Here is a 17619-nt window from a genome sequence, read left to right as displayed (position 1 = left end):
ATTTTAAAAAAATAAGATAATGTCTAAGGTTTTAACACAGGCTAAAAATCGATATCAAAAAGCGATAATCATTGAATCGATTTGTCTTGTTGTTTTGGGATTATTCCTTGCAATTTGGCAAGGTGAAAGTGCGGTAGATTTCAGTTTAGGATTTATCAGTGCTTTTGTACCATTTTGTGCTTTTGCTTATATTGTTTTTTTTCGCAAACAAGATTTTTCAACAAAATTAACGGCATTTTATCGTGGTGAAGCGTTAAAGTTTATGCTAACGATTGTGCTTGTGGGGGTGTCCTTTAAATGGCTTGTTATCTCACATTTTATTTTATTTTTTGTTGGTTTTTTTACAGCATTAGCGTTGAATAATTTTATTCCGTTTTTGTTAAATAGATCTTAATTTTTTCTACAAAGGGTTGACTATGTCTGGACAAACAACTTCCGAATATATTAGTCACCACTTGTCTTTCTTGAAGACAGGTGATGGTTTCTGGAACGTTCACTTCGATACGCTTTTTTTCTCAATTGTATCGGCAGTGATTTTCTTGTTTATCTTTTCTCGTGTTGCAAAAAATGCTACGACAGGCGTACCAGGTAAAATGCAATGTTTGGTTGAAATTGTTGTAGGTTGGGTTGATGGCATTGTGAAAGAAAACTTTCATGGTCCGCGTAATGTGGTCGCACCAATTGCTTTAACCATTTTCTGCTGGGTATTCATTATGAATGCTATTGACTTAATCCCAGTTGATTTTCTTCCTCAATTTGCCGGTCTTTTTGGTATTCATTATTTAAGAGCAGTACCAACAGCAGATATCAGTGCAACATTAGGTATGTCAATCTGTGTATTCTTCCTCATTCTTTTCTATACAATTAAATCAAAAGGTTTTGGTGGTTTAGTGAAAGAATATACACTCCATCCTTTTAATCATTGGGCGTTTATTCCTGTAAACTTTATTCTTGAAACAGTAACTTTATTAGCTAAACCTATTTCTCTTGCTTTCCGTCTTTTCGGTAATATGTATGCAGGGGAATTAATCTTTATTCTTATCGCTGTGATGTACTCTGCAAATGTGGCCATTGCAGCATTGGGAATCCCATTACACCTAGCTTGGGCTATTTTCCATATTTTGGTTATTACGTTACAAGCATTCATCTTTATGATGTTAACGGTGGTTTATTTAAGTATTGCTTATAACAAAGCAGAACATTAATTTTTTATTAACCGGCTCTAGGGCTAAACTTAACTTCTATCTATTGGAGAACATTATGGAAACTGTAATTACAGCGACAATCATTGGTGCATCAATTCTTCTTGCATTTGCTGCATTAGGTACTGCAATCGGCTTTGCGATCTTAGGTGGTAAATTCTTAGAATCATCTGCTCGCCAACCTGAATTAGCATCTAGCCTACAAACTAAAATGTTTATCGTGGCTGGTCTTTTGGATGCGATTGCAATGATTGCTGTTGGTATTTCATTACTTTTCATTTTCGCAAACCCATTCATCGGTTTATTACAATAATCACCTTATTTGCTTATCAACGTAAAACAAGCATAGTAAGGAGGACGTTGTGAATTTAAATGCAACATTGATTGGTCAACTTATTGCGTTCGCACTTTTCGTGTGGTTCTGCATGAAGTTTGTTTGGCCACCAATTATTAATGCGATTGAAACACGTCAAAGCCAAATTGCGAACGCGTTAGCGTCAGCTGAAGCAGCGAAAAAAGAGCAAGCAGATACTAAAAATCTTGTGGAACAAGAACTTTTATCTGCCAAAGTACAAGCTCAAGAAATTTTAGATGCTGCGAATAAACGTCGCAATGAAGTGTTAGACGAAGTGAAGGCAGAAGCTGAAGAACTAAAAGCAAAAATTATTGCTCAAGGTTATGCTGAAGTAGAAGCAGAACGTAAACGTGTTCAAGAAGAATTACGTGTTAAAGTGGCTTCATTAGCAGTAGCGGGTGCTGAGAAAATTGTGGGTCGTTCTATTGATGAAGCGGCAAACAATGACATTATTGATAAATTAGTTGCAGAGTTATAAGAGGCTTAGCTTATGTCAGAATTAACTACAATAGCTCGCCCTTATGCAAAAGCTGCATTCGACTTTGCCATTGAACAAAGTGCGGTTGAAAAATGGACTGAAATGTTAGGTTTTGCTGCAGCCATAGCTGAAGATGAAACGGTAAAAGCTTACTTAAGTAGTTCTCTTTCTGCACAGAAATTAGCTGATACAGTAATTTCTATTTGTGGCGAACAATTGGATCAATATGGGCAAAATCTTATTCGGTTAATGGCTGAAAATAAGCGTTTGAGTGCGATTCCTACCGTGTTTGAAGAATTTAAACATTATGTGGAAGAACATCAAGCTATTGCAGAAGTTGAAGTAACTTCAGCACAACCATTGAATGCAACACAAATCGAAAAAATTGCAGCTGCAATGGAAAAAAGATTAGCTCGCAAAGTGAAATTAAATTGCAATGTAGATAGCTCACTGATTGCCGGTGTAGTGATTCGTACAGAAGATTTTGTGATTGACGGAAGTAGTCGTGGACAACTTGCTCGTCTCGCAAATGAGTTGCAATTATAAGAGGAATACAAGATGCAACTAAATTCAACTGAAATTAGTGAATTGATTAAAAAACGCATCGCTCAATTTGACGTGGTGAGCGAAGCCCGTAATACAGGGACTATTGTTTCTGTAAGTGACGGGATTATTCGTATTCATGGCTTAAGCGATGTGATGCAAGGCGAAATGATCGCCTTACCAGGCAACCGTTACGCAATGGCACTTAACCTTGAACGTGATTCTGTTGGTGCGGTAGTAATGGGTCCTTACGCAGATTTAGCGGAAGGTATGGAAGTACAATGTACTGGTCGTATCCTTGAAGTACCAGTTGGTCGTGGTTTATTAGGTCGTGTGGTAAATACACTTGGCCAGCCAATCGATGGTAAAGGTGAAATTGAAAACGATGGTTTCTCTCCTGTTGAAGTGATTGCACCAGGTGTTATCGATCGTAAATCTGTTGATCAGCCTGTACAAACCGGTTATAAAGCGGTTGACTCCATGGTTCCAATCGGTCGTGGTCAACGTGAGTTAATCATCGGTGACCGTCAAACGGGTAAAACAGCATTAGCAATCGACGCAATTATTAACCAACGTGATTCAGGTATTAAATGTATCTATGTAGCGATCGGTCAAAAAGCGTCGACTATTGCAAACGTAGTGCGTAAATTAGAAGAGCACGGTGCGCTTGAAAACACAATCGTTGTTGCAGCATCAGCATCTGAATCAGCTGCGTTACAATATTTAGCACCTTACGCTGGTTGTGCAATGGGTGAATATTTCCGTGATCGCGGTGAAGATGCGTTAATCGTTTACGATGACTTATCAAAACAAGCCGTTGCTTATCGTCAAATTTCATTATTATTACGTCGTCCACCAGGTCGTGAAGCCTATCCAGGTGACGTATTCTATCTACACTCACGTTTACTTGAACGTGCAGCGCGTGTAAATGAAGAATACGTAGAAAAATTCACTCAAGGTGCAGTAAAAGGAAAAACAGGTTCTTTAACCGCTCTTCCAATTATTGAAACTCAAGCAGGTGACGTTTCAGCATTCGTTCCAACCAACGTAATTTCGATTACCGATGGTCAGATTTTCTTAGAATCTAACTTATTTAACTCTGGTATTCGTCCAGCGGTAAACCCTGGTATTTCGGTATCTCGTGTGGGTGGTTCTGCACAAACTAAAGTAGTGAAAAAATTAGCTGGTGGTATCCGTACCGCATTAGCTCAATATCGTGAATTAGCGGCGTTTGCTCAGTTCGCATCTGACCTTGATGATGCTACCCGCAAACAACTTTCTCACGGTGAAAAAGTCACTGAATTATTGAAACAAAAACAATATGTACCGCTTAGCGTAGCAGAGCAATCTGTGTTGCTTTTCGCGGTTGAGTTTGGCTATTTAGAAGATGTGGAATTGCAAAAAATTGCAAGTTTTGAAGCTGCACTTTTAGATTACGCTCGCCGTAACCACAGCGAGTTTATGGCTGAATTGACCAAAACCGGTAATTACAATGATGAAGTTAAAGCATCATTGAAATCGATTTTGGATAACTTTAAAGCCAACAGCGCGTGGTAAAAGTAACGGAGAAATAAGATGGCAGGTGCAAAAGAGATAAAAACCAAAATTGCCAGTGTACAAAGTACACAAAAAATTACAAAGGCAATGGAAATGGTGGCGACCTCGAAAATGCGTAAAACGCAGGATCGTATGTCGGCTTCTCGTCCGTATTCTGAAACAATACGAAATGTTATCAGCCACGTCTCTAAAGCAAGTGTTGGTTATAAACACCCATTTTTAATTCAACGCGAAGTAAAAAAAGTCGGGATCTTAGTGGTCTCGACTGACCGCGGAATGTGTGGTGGTTTGAACATTAACTTGTTTAAAACCGTCATGACAGAAATCAAACAATGGAAAGATAAAGGTGTTAATGTTGAATTGGGTTTAATTGGCTCAAAAGGCATTAGCTTCTTCCGTTCATTAGGATTACCTGTCCGTGCACAACTTTCCGGTTTGGGTGATAATCCGACAATGGAAGATTTAATTGGTGTTGCAAACGGTATGTTTGGTAGCTATAAAGACGAAGAAGTAGATGCAGTTTATATTGCTTACAATAAATTCGTTAATACAATGGCACAAAAACCTGTTTATCAACAATTAATACCATTACCGGCATTAGAAACCGATAATTTAGAGCAAAGACAAAGCACCTGGGATTACCTTTACGAGCCAGAGCCAAAAGTCTTATTAGACAGTTTGCTTACTCGTTATTTGGAATCACAAGTGTATCAATCTGTGGTAGATAACCTTGCTTCCGAGCAAGCTGCTAGAATGGTAGCAATGAAAGCGGCAACTGATAATGCAGGTAATTTAATCAATGACTTGCGATTAGTTTACAATAAAGCCCGTCAAGCAAGTATTACAAATGAATTAAACGAAATCGTCGCCGGCGCGGCAGCGATTTAATGAAAGAGGAACGGTAATGTCAGCAGGAAAAATTGTACAAATCATCGGTGCGGTGATTGACGTTGAATTCCCACAAGATGCAGTACCAAAAGTTTACGATGCATTAAAAGTTGAATCAGGTTTAACGCTTGAAGTTCAACAACAATTAGGTGGCGGTGTAGTTCGCTGTATCGCATTAGGTACGTCTGACGGCTTAAAACGTGGCTTAAAAGTAGAAAATACGGGTAACCCAATTCAAGTTCCAGTAGGGACTAAAACGTTAGGCCGTATTATGAACGTATTGGGTGAACCAATTGATGAGCGCGGTGAAATTGGCGCAGAAGAAAGTTGGTCTATTCACCGTCCGGCACCAAGCTATGAAGAACAATCTAACAGTACGGAATTATTAGAAACTGGTATCAAAGTTATCGACTTAATTTGTCCATTCGCAAAAGGTGGTAAAGTGGGTCTATTCGGTGGTGCGGGTGTAGGTAAAACCGTTAACATGATGGAATTAATCCGTAATATCGCGATTGAGCACTCAGGTTACTCTGTATTTGCGGGGGTAGGTGAGCGTACTCGTGAAGGTAATGACTTCTATCATGAAATGAAAGATTCTAACGTATTAGATAAAGTATCATTAGTTTACGGACAAATGAATGAGCCACCAGGTAACCGTTTACGTGTTGCGTTAACTGGTTTAACCATGGCTGAAAAATTCCGTGACGAGGGTCGTGATGTATTATTCTTCGTGGATAACATCTATCGTTATACCCTTGCTGGTACTGAAGTATCTGCGTTATTAGGCCGTATGCCATCTGCGGTAGGTTATCAACCAACATTAGCAGAAGAAATGGGTGTGTTACAAGAACGTATCACTTCAACCAAAACAGGTTCTATCACCTCTGTTCAAGCGGTATACGTACCTGCGGATGACTTAACTGACCCATCTCCGGCAACAACCTTTGCGCACTTAGACTCAACAGTTGTATTAAGTCGTCAAATTGCGTCTTTAGGTATTTACCCTGCGGTTGACCCATTAGATTCAACTTCACGCCAATTAGATCCACTCGTTGTTGGTCAAGAGCACTATGATGTAGCGCGTGGCGTACAAGGTATCTTACAACGTTATAAAGAATTAAAAGATATTATTGCAATTCTTGGTATGGACGAGTTATCTGAAGATGACAAACTTGTGGTAGCACGTGCACGTAAAATTGAACGTTTCTTATCACAACCGTTCTTCGTTGCTGAGGTATTTAACGGTACTCCAGGTAAATACGTTTCTTTAAAAGAAACTATCCGCGGCTTTAAAGGTATTTTAAACGGCGAATACGACCATATTCCAGAACAAGCGTTCTACATGGTCGGTACAATCGACGAAGCGCTAGAAAAAGCCAAAAATATGTAATCACTTCAAGTCATTTGAAGGAGAACAAAAATGGCGACATTTAACCTAATAATAGTCAGCGCAGAGCGAAAAATCTTTGAAGGTGCTGTTAAACAAATCCAAGCAACAGGTGTGGAAGGTGAACTTGGTATTTTACCAAACCACACCCCTTTGATGACGGCGATTAAGCCAGGGATTGTTAAATTCACCCTTGAAGATGGCAATGAAGAAGTTATCTATGTTTCAGGCGGCTTCTTAGAAGTTCAACCTAAAGTAGTAACGGTACTTGCCGATGTTGCAATTCGCGGTAGCGAGTTAGATGCAGATCGTATTCGTGAAGCAAAACGTAAAGCGGAAGAAAATATTGTGAATCACGCAGTTGATGTGGATCATGATTTACTTGTAGCTAAACTTTCTAAAGAGTTAGCGAAACTTCGTGCTTACGAACTTACTGAAAAACTCGTTAAATCAAAACGATAAGTTAATGATAATAAAAAAGAGCGGTTATTTTGACCGCTCTTTTTATTTTTCTATCGTAAGAAATATCGATATGCTTTACTTTCACTCACATCTTCATAAACATAGCCGAGTTCTGCTAAAGCTTGTTCAAATTCTACGTTATCTTTTTCGCCTAATTGGAAAGCCGCAAGAATATTACCGTAATCGGCTCCATGTGCACGATAATGGAATAATGAAATATTCCAACGTTTACCCAAAATCTCTAAGAATTTAAGTAAAGCGCCTTTTTGCTCTGGAAATTCAAAGCTATAAAGTCGTTCATGATGATTGGATACTCGTCCACCCATTAAATAACGTACGTGAGTTTTCGCAATATCATCATCAGACATATCTTCTACATCAAAACCATTTTTCGTTAAATCAGCAATAATTTCCGATTTTTCAGCTTCATTAGCCGTGCGCACACCAACGAAAATACAGGCTTTTTGATTATCTGCATAACGATAACTGAATTCTGTTACCGCACGGTTGCCGATGACATGAGCAAATTTTAAGAAGCTGCCAGGCTGTTCCGGCATGGTTACCGCCAGTAAAGCTTCACGGTTTTCACCAATTTCGCAACGTTCTGAAACATAACGCAATGTATGGAAGTTAAGATTGGCACCAGATAAAATTGCCGCCATATTTTTGCCTTCCAGATTGTTTTGTTTTACGTATTTCTTTAAACCGGCTAATCCTAAGGCACCAGAAGGTTCTGCGACAGCACGCACGTTTTCGAATAAATCTTTCATTGCCGCACAAACTTCATCGCTGTCTACCAATACCATACCGTCTAAATATTTTTGACATAAACGGAATGTTTCGTCACCAATACGTTTTACTGCTACACCATCAGCAAATAAGCCAACGTGTGCTAAATCGGTAGGTTCACCTTTTTCTAAGGCCGCATTCAAACAAGCTGAATCTTTGGATTCGACACCAATGACTTTAATTTCCGGCATAAATTGTTTGAGTAAAATGGCTACGCCAGCGGCGAGACCACCACCTCCGACTTGTACAAAGACATAATCCAAATCGGCAACTTGTTGCAACATTTCCATCGCCAATGTACCTTGCCCAGCGATAACCAATGGATGATCAAACGGCGGGATAAATGTCATATGTTTAGATTTTGAAAGCTCAATAGCTTTAGCTTTGGCTTCATCAAAATTGGCTCCGTGTAGCAACACTTCACCACCAAAACCGCGAACTGCATCCACTTTAATGCTTGGTGTGTTTTGTGGCATAACGATCAATGCTTTTAGCCCAAGTTGTTTCGCTGATAATGCTACGCCTTGCGCATGATTGCCCGCAGAAGCAGCAATAACACCAGCCTGTTTTTGTTCATCAGAAAGGCTGGAAATCATTGCATAGGCACCACGCAGTTTAAAGCTATTTACTGGCTGGCGGTCTTCACGCTTAATCCAAATATTATTATGTAGGCGATCAGACAATTTTCCCATTTTTTGTAGCGGGGTTACAGTAGCGGCTTCATATACTCTGGAGCCAAGTTTAACAATCGCGTTAATGTAATCCGATTGAGAGGGTTGAGGATTGGTGAGTAGGTTTTTCATGATATTTGTTGTTTATGATGAAGTGCGGTTAAATTTTCTTTATTTTATTTATCCCTCTCATAAAAGAGAGGGAGAATCAGACACTATTTTAAAAGTGTTTTATCACGAACGGCACCTTTATCCGCAGAAGTAGCGAAGTGACCAAATACTTTTAATGCAAAAGACACTTCACGTTCACGGTTAGCTGGTTGCCAGCCTTTGGCATCTTGCTCGGTACGACGTTTTGCTAATTCTTCATCGCTGATTTTGAGATTAATCGCGCGATTTGGAATATCGATTTCGATAATATCGTCATCATGTACTAAACCTATGGCACCGCCAGATGCCGCTTCAGGCGAGGCATGGCCGATAGATAAGCCGGATGTGCCGCCGGAGAAACGTCCGTCCGTTAACAAGGCACATTTTTTGCCTAAGCCCATGGATTTTAAATAGCTGGTCGGATAAAGCATTTCTTGCATACCCGGGCCGCCTTTCGGGCCTTCATAACGAATCACGACGACATGGCCTTCTTTAACTTTGCCGCCTAAAATCCCGGCAACGGCATCTTCTTGGCTTTCAAACACGATGGCACGACCGGTGAATTTCCAGATAGACTCATCTACACCCGCGGTTTTTACGATACAACCATCTTTAGCGATGTTACCAAACAATACCGCTAGACCGCCTTCTTGAGAAATCGCATTTTCTTTGTTACGGATACATCCACTTACACGGTCATCATCTACGCTATCCCAACGACAATCTTGTGAGAAGGCTTGCGTGGTACGAATACCTGCAGGGCCGGCACGGAAGAATTTGTGTAATTCTGCATCTTTATTACGAATGATATCATATTGATTTAATTGCTCTTCTAAAGTCATACCTAACACGGTTTTAGTGTTATGGTGGATTAATCCGGCGCGATCTAATTCACCCAATAAGCCCATAATGCCACCTGCACGGTGTACATCTTCCATGTGGTATTTATTAGTATTTGGTGCAATTTTGCTTAAGCAAGGCACAACTCGTGATAAGCGGTCAATATCTGCCATTTTGAAATCTACACCAGCTTCTTGAGCAGCTGCTAATAAGTGTAAAACAGTGTTACTTGAACCACCCATCGCAATATCTAAGCTCATGGCATTTTCAAAGGCTTCAAATGTACCGATTGAACGTGGCAGTACACTTTCATCATCTTGTTCATAATAGCGTTTGCAAAGCTCAACAATTTGACGACCTGCTTTTAGGAATAATTCTTTGCGGTCAGCATGAGTCGCTAACATCGAGCCATTGCCAGGTAAAGATAAACCTAATGCTTCGGTTAAGCAGTTCATGGAGTTAGCGGTAAACATGCCTGAGCAAGAACCGCAAGTAGGGCAAGCGCTGCGCTCAATCGCATCAATACGCTCATCGCTTACATTCGGATCTGCCGCTTCAATCATCGCATCTACTAAGTCTAAGCGAATAAGCTGATCAGATAATTTCGTTTTACCCGCTTCCATTGGGCCGCCTGAAACGAAGATAGTTGGAATGTTCAAACGCATTGCCGCCATTAACATTCCTGGGGTGATTTTGTCACAGTTGGAAATACATACCATTGCATCAGCACAGTGAGCATTAACCATATATTCCACGCTATCTGCGATTAAATCACGGCTTGGTAAGGAATAAAGCATCCCACCGTGACCCATAGCGATACCGTCATCTACTGCAATAGTATTGAATTCTTTTGCTACACCGCCGGCTTTTTCAATTTCAGCTGCAACCAGTTGTCCCATATCTTTTAAATGAACATGCCCAGGTACGAATTGGGTGAAAGAGTTCACCACCGCAATAATCGGTTTACCAAAGTCATTTTCTTTCATCCCTGTTGCACGCCATAAGGCACGTGCACCCGCCATATTACGACCCTGAGTACTGGTCGCTGAACGTAGTTTTGGCATAAATAATCTCTCCAAGTAAATTTTTAGGGTTCGTTGAATTATTCGATATAATTAAGTTTATAAATACAATTATTTAGATAAAGAATCTACAGCTTGAAATGGTAATGTAATAATTGCTAATGGAATCATAAGAATAGCAACACCTCCCCAAACTAAAGCCATTGAAGCTCCATCTGTGGTTCCTTCATAATCAAAACTTGTTGATTTTTTATATTCAATAAAATTTGTTTTTAATGGTTTAGATAGTTTTCCTTTAATTAATATCTCATCTTTATTCTGAAGTTTTACAAGCTCACCATGACTTATTTCAAAAAGTAAGTCAGGATTTCCCTGAGATGATTTGTAAACATCACGTTTATTAAATAAACTTTCTATCTCTTTTTTAGCCAATTTTTTGCTATCAAGTTCAATAAATATCAATGCTTTAATTTTGTTATCTTCACTATTTTTTTCAATACGATCTATGCGTGCTTCTTTAAAAGCTTTCATATCTTTAGAATTTAAAAAATTAATGAAATTTCGCACATCTTCTGATTTAGAAGAAGAGAACTGATAGCTATTTAAATCTCCTACAGCATAAATATTATTATTTGCAATAAAAAAGGCTTGAATCACCTCTGTTTGCTTAGATATTTCTTTTTCTTGTGTTGTTGTACATCCAAATACAAATAAAATAGAAATGACAAGTAAGATAAATTTTTTCATCATTTTATTCCTAATACATCCGGTAATTTCGCCAACTGATTCACCAACAAATCAAAAGTGCGGTCAGATTTTACAGTGATTTTTATCTGCACTTGGGTTTCTACCAATGCCATATCCATATTAGTCACAGTGAAACCGCGTAAACGAATAACGCGTAATATCCGTTCTAATACTTCCGGACGATGTTGAGCAGTCAATTCAAAAGTATAGTGATTCATCTTAAATTTCCTCCAACATATCGGCATTACACGCACCTGGTGGGACTAACGGCCATACGCATTCCTCTGGTGGAATGCATACTTGCAATAAATAGGCAGTTTCACTATTTAATAAACGATTAAGTGCTGTATCCACCTCATCAGCACGCTCAATGCGTTCAGCTGGAATATCAAAGGCTTTTGCTAACATCACAAAATCAGGATTATCTTCTAAGATGGTTTCAGAACGGCGTTTGTTCCAGAAAAGGTCTTGCCATTGACGCACCATACCAAGGCGTTGGTTATCTAACAGCAAAATTTTTACCGGTAATTTGCCGCGTTTGATAGAGCCTAATTCTTGAATGTTCATCATCAATGAACCATCACCTGTCACTAAAATCACTTCATCATGAGGGCGTGCTTTTTTTGCACCCACCGCTGCAGGTAAACCAAATCCCATGGTGCCAAAACCTGCGGAGGTAATATAATTTTCTGGTGCGAAATGGCGCATATGTTGTGCAGACCACATTTGATGTTGACCCACATCGGTGCAAATCACCGCATTTTGAGGTTTACGCTGTGAAAGCGTGTTGAGCAACGACCAAGGGTCAATAGGTCGGTTGCCTGCATTGTCAATATAAGTGAAATCGAGTTTGGCTTTCAATGTTTGAATGTGTGCTCGCCAATCGTCAATTGCAAGAGGGATACTTAAAGCTTCTAAAGCTTGAATTAAATCACCTTGAAGGGCAACATTGGCCACACGGAGTTTGTTGATTTCCGCCGCATCAATATCACAATGAATCACTTTTGCATGTGGAGCAAAACTATCTAATTTGCCGGTCACGCGGTCATCAAAACGTGCACCGCACACTAACAATAAATCACATTCTTGTACGGCTACGTTTGCAGCTCTTGTGCCGTGCATACCAATCATGCCCATATAAACAGGATCGGTTGGGTCTATTGAGCCTAAACCTTTCAATGTTGAAACAGATGGCATTTTGGTGATTTGTAGGAATTTTTTGACCGCTTGCGTTGAGTTTGCCATACCTACACCGCCGCCCACATAAAGCACCGGTTTTTTGGCTTGCGTCAATAACGCTTTAGCTTCCGCTAATTTTAATTCTGAAAGTGCAGTTGGTTTTACGACTGGTTTGACAATGGGTTTGATATGTTCAGGCACATCACTTACTTGAATATTGCGAGGCACATCAATGAGAACTGGACCAGGTCTGCCACTTTGTGCAATTTGGAAAGCAGAGGCAATAATTTCGGGTAATTCTTCGATAGATTGCACAATATAGCTGTGCTTGGTACAAGCAAGAGATAAACCTAAAACATCGGCTTCTTGGAAAGCATCGGTACCGATAAGAGGAGCAGCCACTTGGCCAGTAAATGCTACGAGTGGCACAGAATCAGCAAAGGCATCGCCTAAACCTGTAATTAAATTGGTGGCGCCAGGGCCTGAGGTTGCGACACAAACGCCGACTTTGCCTGTGGAGCGAGCATAACCAATTGCGGCTATAGCGGCACCTTGTTCGTTACGGCAAAGAAGATGGTCAAGACCTGAGTCATAGATGGCATCGTAGGTTGGCATGATTGCCCCGCCTGGGTAGCCGAAAAGATCGGTTACACCGTGCGCTTTTAAACATTCGATAATGAGTTGTGCGCCTGTCATGTTGCTTCCCGTTTTTATGATTATTAAATAATTTTATGAATATTGAAGTTCAGCATTGTAGCGGAATTTTTCGCCTTTGGTTAGGTTTTCGCGAAAAAACAAACGAAAAAAACACGATAACTAAGATTATCGTGTTTTTTGATAAGAAGTGCGGTCAGAAAACATAATGTTTTCTACACAAAATTAGAAGCCTGCTTGTTTTTCTAATTGTTCAACAAGCGCATCGTCTAAGCCTAATGCTTGAGCTAAATCTGCTAAGAAAATGATTTCTTTGCGAGATAAATCTTTGCTTACTAAGCGAGCAGCTAAGTACACATTGCTTGCAAGTGCAGTATCATTACCTATAAGATGTGCAATTTCATTGATAGAAATTGGATTTTGGATTTCTTGTTCAAGCCATTGCGCTAATTCAGGGTTGTTACCTGCTTCGTTTGCAATAGTTTGTTTTTCATCTTCAGTGATTTCACCATCTGCTGCCGCTGCGGCGATCATAGTACGTAAAATTAATTCACCCGCATCGACATGGCTTGATGAATTTAATACATCAAACGCATTTTCTGAAATGTTTGGTTGGCTATTTTGTTGGGATTTTTGATAGTTTTGGTATGCTTGGTAAGCAAGATTACCTAATACAGCAAGTGAACCTAATTTTGCTAAACTTGCACCACCGCTGCGGCCTAAAATCATTGATAAAAGACCGCCTAACGCAGCACCGCCCCCCACTTTGGTGAGAGAATCGATTGTTTGGTTGCCGGTTTCAAGTTTGCTTGCAGAGTTTTTAGCGACATCTAAAACTTGATTTAAAATGCTATTGAGATCCATAAATGTTTCCTTTTGGTTGTTAATAGATATTAAATTTGGCCTTTAGACAGTGATTTTAAAAAAAAATTCATTATTTTTAACCGCACTTTAAATCAAATTCTTGACTAGGTTTTAGAATTCATTATATTGAAATCTTTCTTCATTCAAAAGGAACTTAATATGACGCAGTCAAACGCAAAGCGAGAGACCTTTTCTGGTCGGAAAGCATTTATTATGGCGGCAATTGGATCCGCTGTTGGCTTAGGAAACATCTGGCGTTTCCCTTATACCACTTATGAAAACGGTGGCGGTGCATTTATTATCCCTTATCTTATTGCACTTTTAACCGCTGGTATTCCATTACTTTTCTTAGATTACGCAATCGGTCATCGCCATCGTGGTGGTGCACCGCTTTCTTATCGTCGCTTTAACCCACACTTTGAAGTGTTTGGTTGGTGGCAAGTAATGGTTAACGTCATCATCGGTCTTTACTACGCGGTAGTATTAGGTTGGGCGGCAAGCTATACTTATTTCTCACTTAATTCTGCTTGGGGTGACCAACCGATTGATTTCTTCCTACACGAATTCTTAAAAATGGGCGATATCAGCAATGGTGTGAGCTTTGAGTTTGTCGGCATGGTAACTGGTCCATTAATTGCCGTATGGTTAGTGGCTTTAGGCGTACTTTCTTTAGGTATTCAAAAAGGGATTTCTAAATCTTCAGATATCTTAATGCCTGTTTTAGTCGTGATGTTTGTGGCATTGGTGGTTTATTCTTTATTCTTACCAGGTGCAGAAAAAGGCTTGAACGCGTTATTTACACCAGACTGGTCAAAACTCTCTAATCCGAGCGTGTGGATTGCGGCTTACGGTCAAATCTTCTTCTCTCTTTCCATCTGTTTCGGGATCATGATTACGTATGCATCGTACTTGAAAAAAGATTCAGATTTAACAGGTAGCGGTTTAGTTGTTGGTTTTGCGAACTCAAGTTTTGAAGTGCTTGCCGGTATCGGTGTATTTGCGGCATTAGGTTTCATCGCAACCGCACAAGGTGTAGAAGTGAGCGAAGTGGCAAAAGGTGGTATTGGTTTAGCTTTCTTTGCATTCCCAACTATTATTAATAAAGCACCATTCGGTGAAGTGTTAGGGGTATTGTTCTTTGGTTCATTAACCTTTGCGGCATTAACCTCATTTATCTCTGTTATTGAAGTAATTATTTCAGCGATTCAAGATAAACTCCGTTTACGTCGAGCAAAAGCGACCTTTGTTGTTGGTTTACCAATGATGGTGGTGTCAGTCATTTTATTTGGTACGACAACCGGCTTACCAATGCTTGATGTATTCGATAAATTTGTAAACTACTTCGGTATTGTAGCAGTGGCATTTGTTTCATTAATTGTGATTGTAGCAAATGAAAAACTAGGCTTATTAGGCAACCACTTAAATCAAAGCTCTTCATTCAAAGTCGGTTTCCTATGGCGTTTATGTATTGTCATCACAACCGGTATTCTTGCCTTTATGTTATTCAGTGAGGGTGCGAAAGTATTTACAGAAGGTTATGAAGGCTATCCAAGCTGGTTTGTAAATATCTTTGGTTGGGGTATGGCAATTTCGCTAGTGGTGGTTTCGTTCATTCTTTCTCGTTTAAAATGGAAAAATGAAGACAACTTCAAGCTTGAAGAAAAAGGAGAATAAAGATGACAAGTATTTCAATTACAATGATGATTGTGGCGCTTTTAGTAATTTGGGGCGGCTTGATCTTTTCCTTAATCAGACTTCCAAAAGAAGAAAAATAAGGTCAAAATTGACCGCACTTTGAAATAAGTAGGGCGTGCTGAGCACGCCCTTTTTTGTTATTTCGATAAATCGATTTGATATACCGCAAATCCCACTTCATCGGTGCCGACTTTCTTCATTGGGTATTGCGCATTGTCTTGAATAAATTTCGCTGCTTGTTCGCTTGGCGAGGTTTCAAAACGTACATCTAATTTATCGTTACCTTTAATCGGTGCAAAACGCCAATTTTTATCCGCACTTGGGTTTACATGGCCATTTTTTTCGCTTTCTGCTTTGATGTAATCCGCAAGAATTTGGCGGTTTTCATCTGGAGAAGCGTAAACAATGTGCGCATCGCCTGTGCCTGGGAATTTATTACCGTAAGCACGATAGTTATTAGTCGCAATTAAGAATTCTGCTTTTGGATCAACCGGTTTACCTTGGTAGGTTAAATTCACCACACGGTGTGAATTCGGGTTAATCAATTTACATTCGCCGTCATAACGCGGTGGTTGAGTGAGGTCGAATTCATAATTTACGCCGTCAATTACATCGTAGTTATAAGTACGGAAACCGTCCCAATCAAGTAAAGATTGTGGTTTGTCGCTGGTAGGATCGATTTGTTTGAACATACCTGCGCTACATTCTAACCATTCTTTCAATTCTTCACCGGTTGCTTTCACAACAACTAAGGTATTTGGATAGAGGTATAAGTCTGCTGCGTTACGGAATGTTAATTCACCTTTGTTAACTTCTGTATAGCCAGTAGGGTCATTTTTACGTCCACCTGCTTTAAATGGTGCGCCCGCACTTAAAATTGGTAAGCCCGCCATTGCTGCAACACTTGGTGCTACTTTTTCAACGTAAGCTTTTTGTGCTTGGTTCACAATTTGAATGGTTGGGTCATCTTGCACTAGGGCTAAGTAGCTATACATGTTATCGGTCGCTTTACCGATTGGCTGTGCCACGAATTCACGGGTGGCTTCATGCACAGGTTTTAAAAGTGCGGTCAATTCGGCATCACTTTCTGTGGTCGCTTTTTTGTTTTCTGCATCGTAAATTGGACGAAGTACCGCTTTACCATCAGCCACTAACCATTTGCCGTTGTGTTGAGCAAGGGTTAAGTCGATTACACTAATGTTGTTTGCCCAGTAGCCCGCCATACTTTCAGGTACGCCTTTTACGGTTCCTTTAGCAATATCTGCATTTGGTGATTTGGCGAACTCTTTGTTTGGGAATAAACGGTGAGAGTGACCGAAAACAATCGCGTCAATGTGTGGTACATCAGCAAGGTAGAATGCCGAGTTTTCTGCACCTTCTTGATATGGCTCATCTGATGGGCCTGTGTGAGCAAGTGCCACAATAATATCGGCGCCTTTTTGTTTCATTTCTGGCACATATTTTTGTGCGGTTTTCACGATATCGCGCGTTTCAACTTTGCCTTGTAAATTTGCTTTATCCCACACCATAATTTGTGGTGGTACAAAACCGATATAACCAATGTTTAGTTTGTGCTTTTTACCTTGGCTATCCACCACTTCTTTGGTTTGAATTACATAAGGTGTGAAATAGGGCTCTTCAGTACCGACTTTCACTACGTTAGCATTGATGATAGGGAATTTCGCTTGTTTAATCGCATCAGCTAAATAATCTAAGCCATAGTTAAATTCGTGGTTACCTAATGTGCCCACTTCATAGTGCATTGCATTTAAGCAATCTACAGCGGGGTTTGGTTTGCCTTCTTTATAACCTTTCGCTGCTTGATAGTCAGCAATTGGGTTACCTTGGATTAAGTCACCGTTATCAACTAAAACGCTGTTTTTCACCTCTTTACGTGCTTGACGAATCAAGCTTGCTGCACGGGTAAAACCGAATTTCTCAGTAGGTGCATCTTTGTAGTAATCGAAGTCAGTTAAAAAACTGTGAATATCGGTCGTTGCTATGATACGTAAATCGACTTGTGTGTCGCTTTTCGCAAAAGCAAAACGGCTCGCACTCAACGCTAAAATGCTGCTTGCGCCAAGTTGGATGAAATCTCTTCTGTTGATCATATGTGCTCCTGTTGTGTGAGAATCG

The 17619-nt window shown here is 39.9% G+C and carries 18 protein-coding genes; 11 read left to right on the top strand and 7 right to left on the bottom strand.

The features are described 5' to 3' along the window. Positions 1 to 19: 19 nt before the first annotated feature. Genes DPV81_RS07770 through DPV81_RS07730 form a run of 9 tightly spaced genes read left to right on the top strand, consistent with a single transcriptional unit; the run spans position 20 to position 6872 of the window. Positions 20 to 394 (top strand): ATP synthase subunit I, encoded by a 375-nt coding sequence (locus DPV81_RS07770; RefSeq protein ID WP_111387706.1) that lies wholly within the window; start codon positions 20 to 22, stop codon positions 392 to 394. Between the two features lie 22 nt (positions 395 to 416). Then, positions 417 to 1205: a F0F1 ATP synthase subunit A gene (gene atpB / locus DPV81_RS07765; RefSeq protein WP_014064469.1), complete on the top strand. Its 789-nt coding sequence runs from the start codon at positions 417 to 419 to the stop codon at positions 1203 to 1205. A 55-nt stretch (positions 1206 to 1260) separates the two neighbouring features. Then, a complete protein-coding gene (gene atpE, locus DPV81_RS07760; protein WP_005539567.1) occupies positions 1261 to 1515 on the top strand; it encodes a F0F1 ATP synthase subunit C in 255 nt (84 codons plus the stop codon). Positions 1516 to 1564: 49 nt separating this feature from the next. After that, positions 1565 to 2035: a F0F1 ATP synthase subunit B gene (gene atpF / locus DPV81_RS07755; RefSeq protein WP_005699161.1), complete on the top strand. Its 471-nt coding sequence runs from the start codon at positions 1565 to 1567 to the stop codon at positions 2033 to 2035. Positions 2036 to 2047: 12 nt separating this feature from the next. Further along, positions 2048 to 2581 carry a F0F1 ATP synthase subunit delta gene (gene atpH / locus DPV81_RS07750; RefSeq protein WP_111387704.1) on the top strand — a complete coding sequence of 178 codons (534 nt, stop codon included), beginning with the start codon at positions 2048 to 2050 and terminating at the stop codon, positions 2579 to 2581. Between the two features lie 12 nt (positions 2582 to 2593). After that, positions 2594 to 4135, top strand: a complete 1542-nt coding sequence (atpA, locus tag DPV81_RS07745; protein WP_049365101.1) for a F0F1 ATP synthase subunit alpha — start codon at positions 2594 to 2596, stop codon at positions 4133 to 4135. An 18-nt stretch (positions 4136 to 4153) separates the two neighbouring features. After that, on the top strand, positions 4154 to 5023 hold the full coding sequence (gene atpG / locus DPV81_RS07740; protein WP_005694946.1) for a F0F1 ATP synthase subunit gamma: 870 nt from the start codon (positions 4154 to 4156) through the stop codon (positions 5021 to 5023). 16 nt (positions 5024 to 5039) lie between these two features. Continuing rightward, positions 5040 to 6413 (top strand): F0F1 ATP synthase subunit beta, encoded by a 1374-nt coding sequence (gene atpD / locus DPV81_RS07735; protein WP_049371380.1) that lies wholly within the window; start codon positions 5040 to 5042, stop codon positions 6411 to 6413. 30 nt (positions 6414 to 6443) lie between these two features. Then, positions 6444 to 6872 carry a F0F1 ATP synthase subunit epsilon gene (locus DPV81_RS07730; RefSeq protein ID WP_005699104.1) on the top strand — a complete coding sequence of 143 codons (429 nt, stop codon included), beginning with the start codon at positions 6444 to 6446 and terminating at the stop codon, positions 6870 to 6872. A 50-nt stretch (positions 6873 to 6922) separates the two neighbouring features. Here the strand turns inward: DPV81_RS07730 and ilvA are convergent, their stop codons facing one another. The 6 genes from ilvA to DPV81_RS07700 all read right to left on the bottom strand — a co-directional run bounded on the left by ilvA (position 6923) and on the right by DPV81_RS07700 (position 13788). Beyond that, positions 6923 to 8464 (bottom strand): threonine ammonia-lyase, biosynthetic, encoded by a 1542-nt coding sequence (ilvA, locus tag DPV81_RS07725; protein WP_111387702.1) that lies wholly within the window; start codon positions 8462 to 8464, stop codon positions 6923 to 6925. An 83-nt stretch (positions 8465 to 8547) separates the two neighbouring features. After that, positions 8548 to 10386, bottom strand: coding sequence for a dihydroxy-acid dehydratase (gene ilvD / locus DPV81_RS07720; protein ID WP_111387700.1), 1839 nt, complete (start codon positions 10384 to 10386; stop codon positions 8548 to 8550). A 69-nt stretch (positions 10387 to 10455) separates the two neighbouring features. Continuing rightward, a complete protein-coding gene (locus DPV81_RS07715) occupies positions 10456 to 11094 on the bottom strand; it encodes a hypothetical protein (protein ID WP_126469998.1) in 639 nt (212 codons plus the stop codon). Continuing rightward, positions 11091 to 11309, bottom strand: coding sequence for an acetolactate synthase 2 small subunit (ilvM, locus tag DPV81_RS07710; protein WP_111387696.1), 219 nt, complete (start codon positions 11307 to 11309; stop codon positions 11091 to 11093). The genes DPV81_RS07715 and ilvM overlap by 4 nt, the downstream gene beginning before the upstream one ends. Before the next feature lies 1 nt (position 11310). Further along, positions 11311 to 12966, bottom strand: coding sequence for an acetolactate synthase 2 catalytic subunit (gene ilvG, locus DPV81_RS07705; RefSeq protein WP_111387694.1), 1656 nt, complete (start codon positions 12964 to 12966; stop codon positions 11311 to 11313). A 183-nt stretch (positions 12967 to 13149) separates the two neighbouring features. Further along, positions 13150 to 13788, bottom strand: coding sequence for a tellurite resistance TerB family protein (locus DPV81_RS07700; protein WP_111387692.1), 639 nt, complete (start codon positions 13786 to 13788; stop codon positions 13150 to 13152). Positions 13789 to 13947: 159 nt separating this feature from the next. On the opposite strand from DPV81_RS07700, the gene DPV81_RS07695 reads away from it, so the two are divergent. After that, on the top strand, positions 13948 to 15462 hold the full coding sequence (locus DPV81_RS07695; protein ID WP_005694934.1) for a sodium-dependent transporter: 1515 nt from the start codon (positions 13948 to 13950) through the stop codon (positions 15460 to 15462). Positions 15463 to 15464: 2 nt separating this feature from the next. Then, a complete protein-coding gene (locus DPV81_RS07690) occupies positions 15465 to 15563 on the top strand; it encodes a methionine/alanine import family NSS transporter small subunit (protein WP_049375886.1) in 99 nt (32 codons plus the stop codon). 57 nt (positions 15564 to 15620) lie between these two features. On the opposite strand, the gene cpdB is transcribed toward DPV81_RS07690, so the two are convergent. Beyond that, positions 15621 to 17594, bottom strand: coding sequence for a 2',3'-cyclic-nucleotide 2'-phosphodiesterase (cpdB, locus tag DPV81_RS07685; protein ID WP_111387690.1), 1974 nt, complete (start codon positions 17592 to 17594; stop codon positions 15621 to 15623). Positions 17595 to 17619: the final 25 nt, after the last annotated feature.

The organism is Haemophilus parainfluenzae, from assembly GCF_003252795.1.
Lineage (GTDB): Bacteria > Pseudomonadota > Gammaproteobacteria > Enterobacterales > Pasteurellaceae > Haemophilus_D > Haemophilus_D parainfluenzae_K.
This window is presented reverse-complemented; position numbering and strand designations above follow the sequence as displayed.

Coding starts and splice junctions, on each gene's coding strand:
- DPV81_RS07770 (WP_111387706.1), top strand. CDS start 20: ATGTCTAAGGTTTTAACACAGGCTAAAAATCGATATCAAAAAGCGATA.
- atpB (WP_014064469.1), top strand. CDS start 417: ATGTCTGGACAAACAACTTCCGAATATATTAGTCACCACTTGTCTTTC.
- atpE (WP_005539567.1), top strand. CDS start 1,261: ATGGAAACTGTAATTACAGCGACAATCATTGGTGCATCAATTCTTCTT.
- atpH (WP_111387704.1), top strand. CDS start 2,048: ATGTCAGAATTAACTACAATAGCTCGCCCTTATGCAAAAGCTGCATTC.
- atpA (WP_049365101.1), top strand. CDS start 2,594: ATGCAACTAAATTCAACTGAAATTAGTGAATTGATTAAAAAACGCATC.
- atpG (WP_005694946.1), top strand. CDS start 4,154: ATGGCAGGTGCAAAAGAGATAAAAACCAAAATTGCCAGTGTACAAAGT.
- atpD (WP_049371380.1), top strand. CDS start 5,040: ATGTCAGCAGGAAAAATTGTACAAATCATCGGTGCGGTGATTGACGTT.
- DPV81_RS07730 (WP_005699104.1), top strand. CDS start 6,444: ATGGCGACATTTAACCTAATAATAGTCAGCGCAGAGCGAAAAATCTTT.
- ilvA (WP_111387702.1), bottom strand. CDS start 8,464: ATGAAAAACCTACTCACCAATCCTCAACCCTCTCAATCGGATTACATT.
- ilvD (WP_111387700.1), bottom strand. CDS start 10,386: ATGCCAAAACTACGTTCAGCGACCAGTACTCAGGGTCGTAATATGGCG.
- DPV81_RS07715 (WP_126469998.1), bottom strand. CDS start 11,094: ATGATGAAAAAATTTATCTTACTTGTCATTTCTATTTTATTTGTATTT.
- ilvM (WP_111387696.1), bottom strand. CDS start 11,309: ATGAATCACTATACTTTTGAATTGACTGCTCAACATCGTCCGGAAGTA.
- ilvG (WP_111387694.1), bottom strand. CDS start 12,966: ATGACAGGCGCACAACTCATTATCGAATGTTTAAAAGCGCACGGTGTA.
- DPV81_RS07700 (WP_111387692.1), bottom strand. CDS start 13,788: ATGGATCTCAATAGCATTTTAAATCAAGTTTTAGATGTCGCTAAAAAC.
- DPV81_RS07695 (WP_005694934.1), top strand. CDS start 13,948: ATGACGCAGTCAAACGCAAAGCGAGAGACCTTTTCTGGTCGGAAAGCA.
- DPV81_RS07690 (WP_049375886.1), top strand. CDS start 15,465: ATGACAAGTATTTCAATTACAATGATGATTGTGGCGCTTTTAGTAATT.
- cpdB (WP_111387690.1), bottom strand. CDS start 17,594: ATGATCAACAGAAGAGATTTCATCCAACTTGGCGCAAGCAGCATTTTA.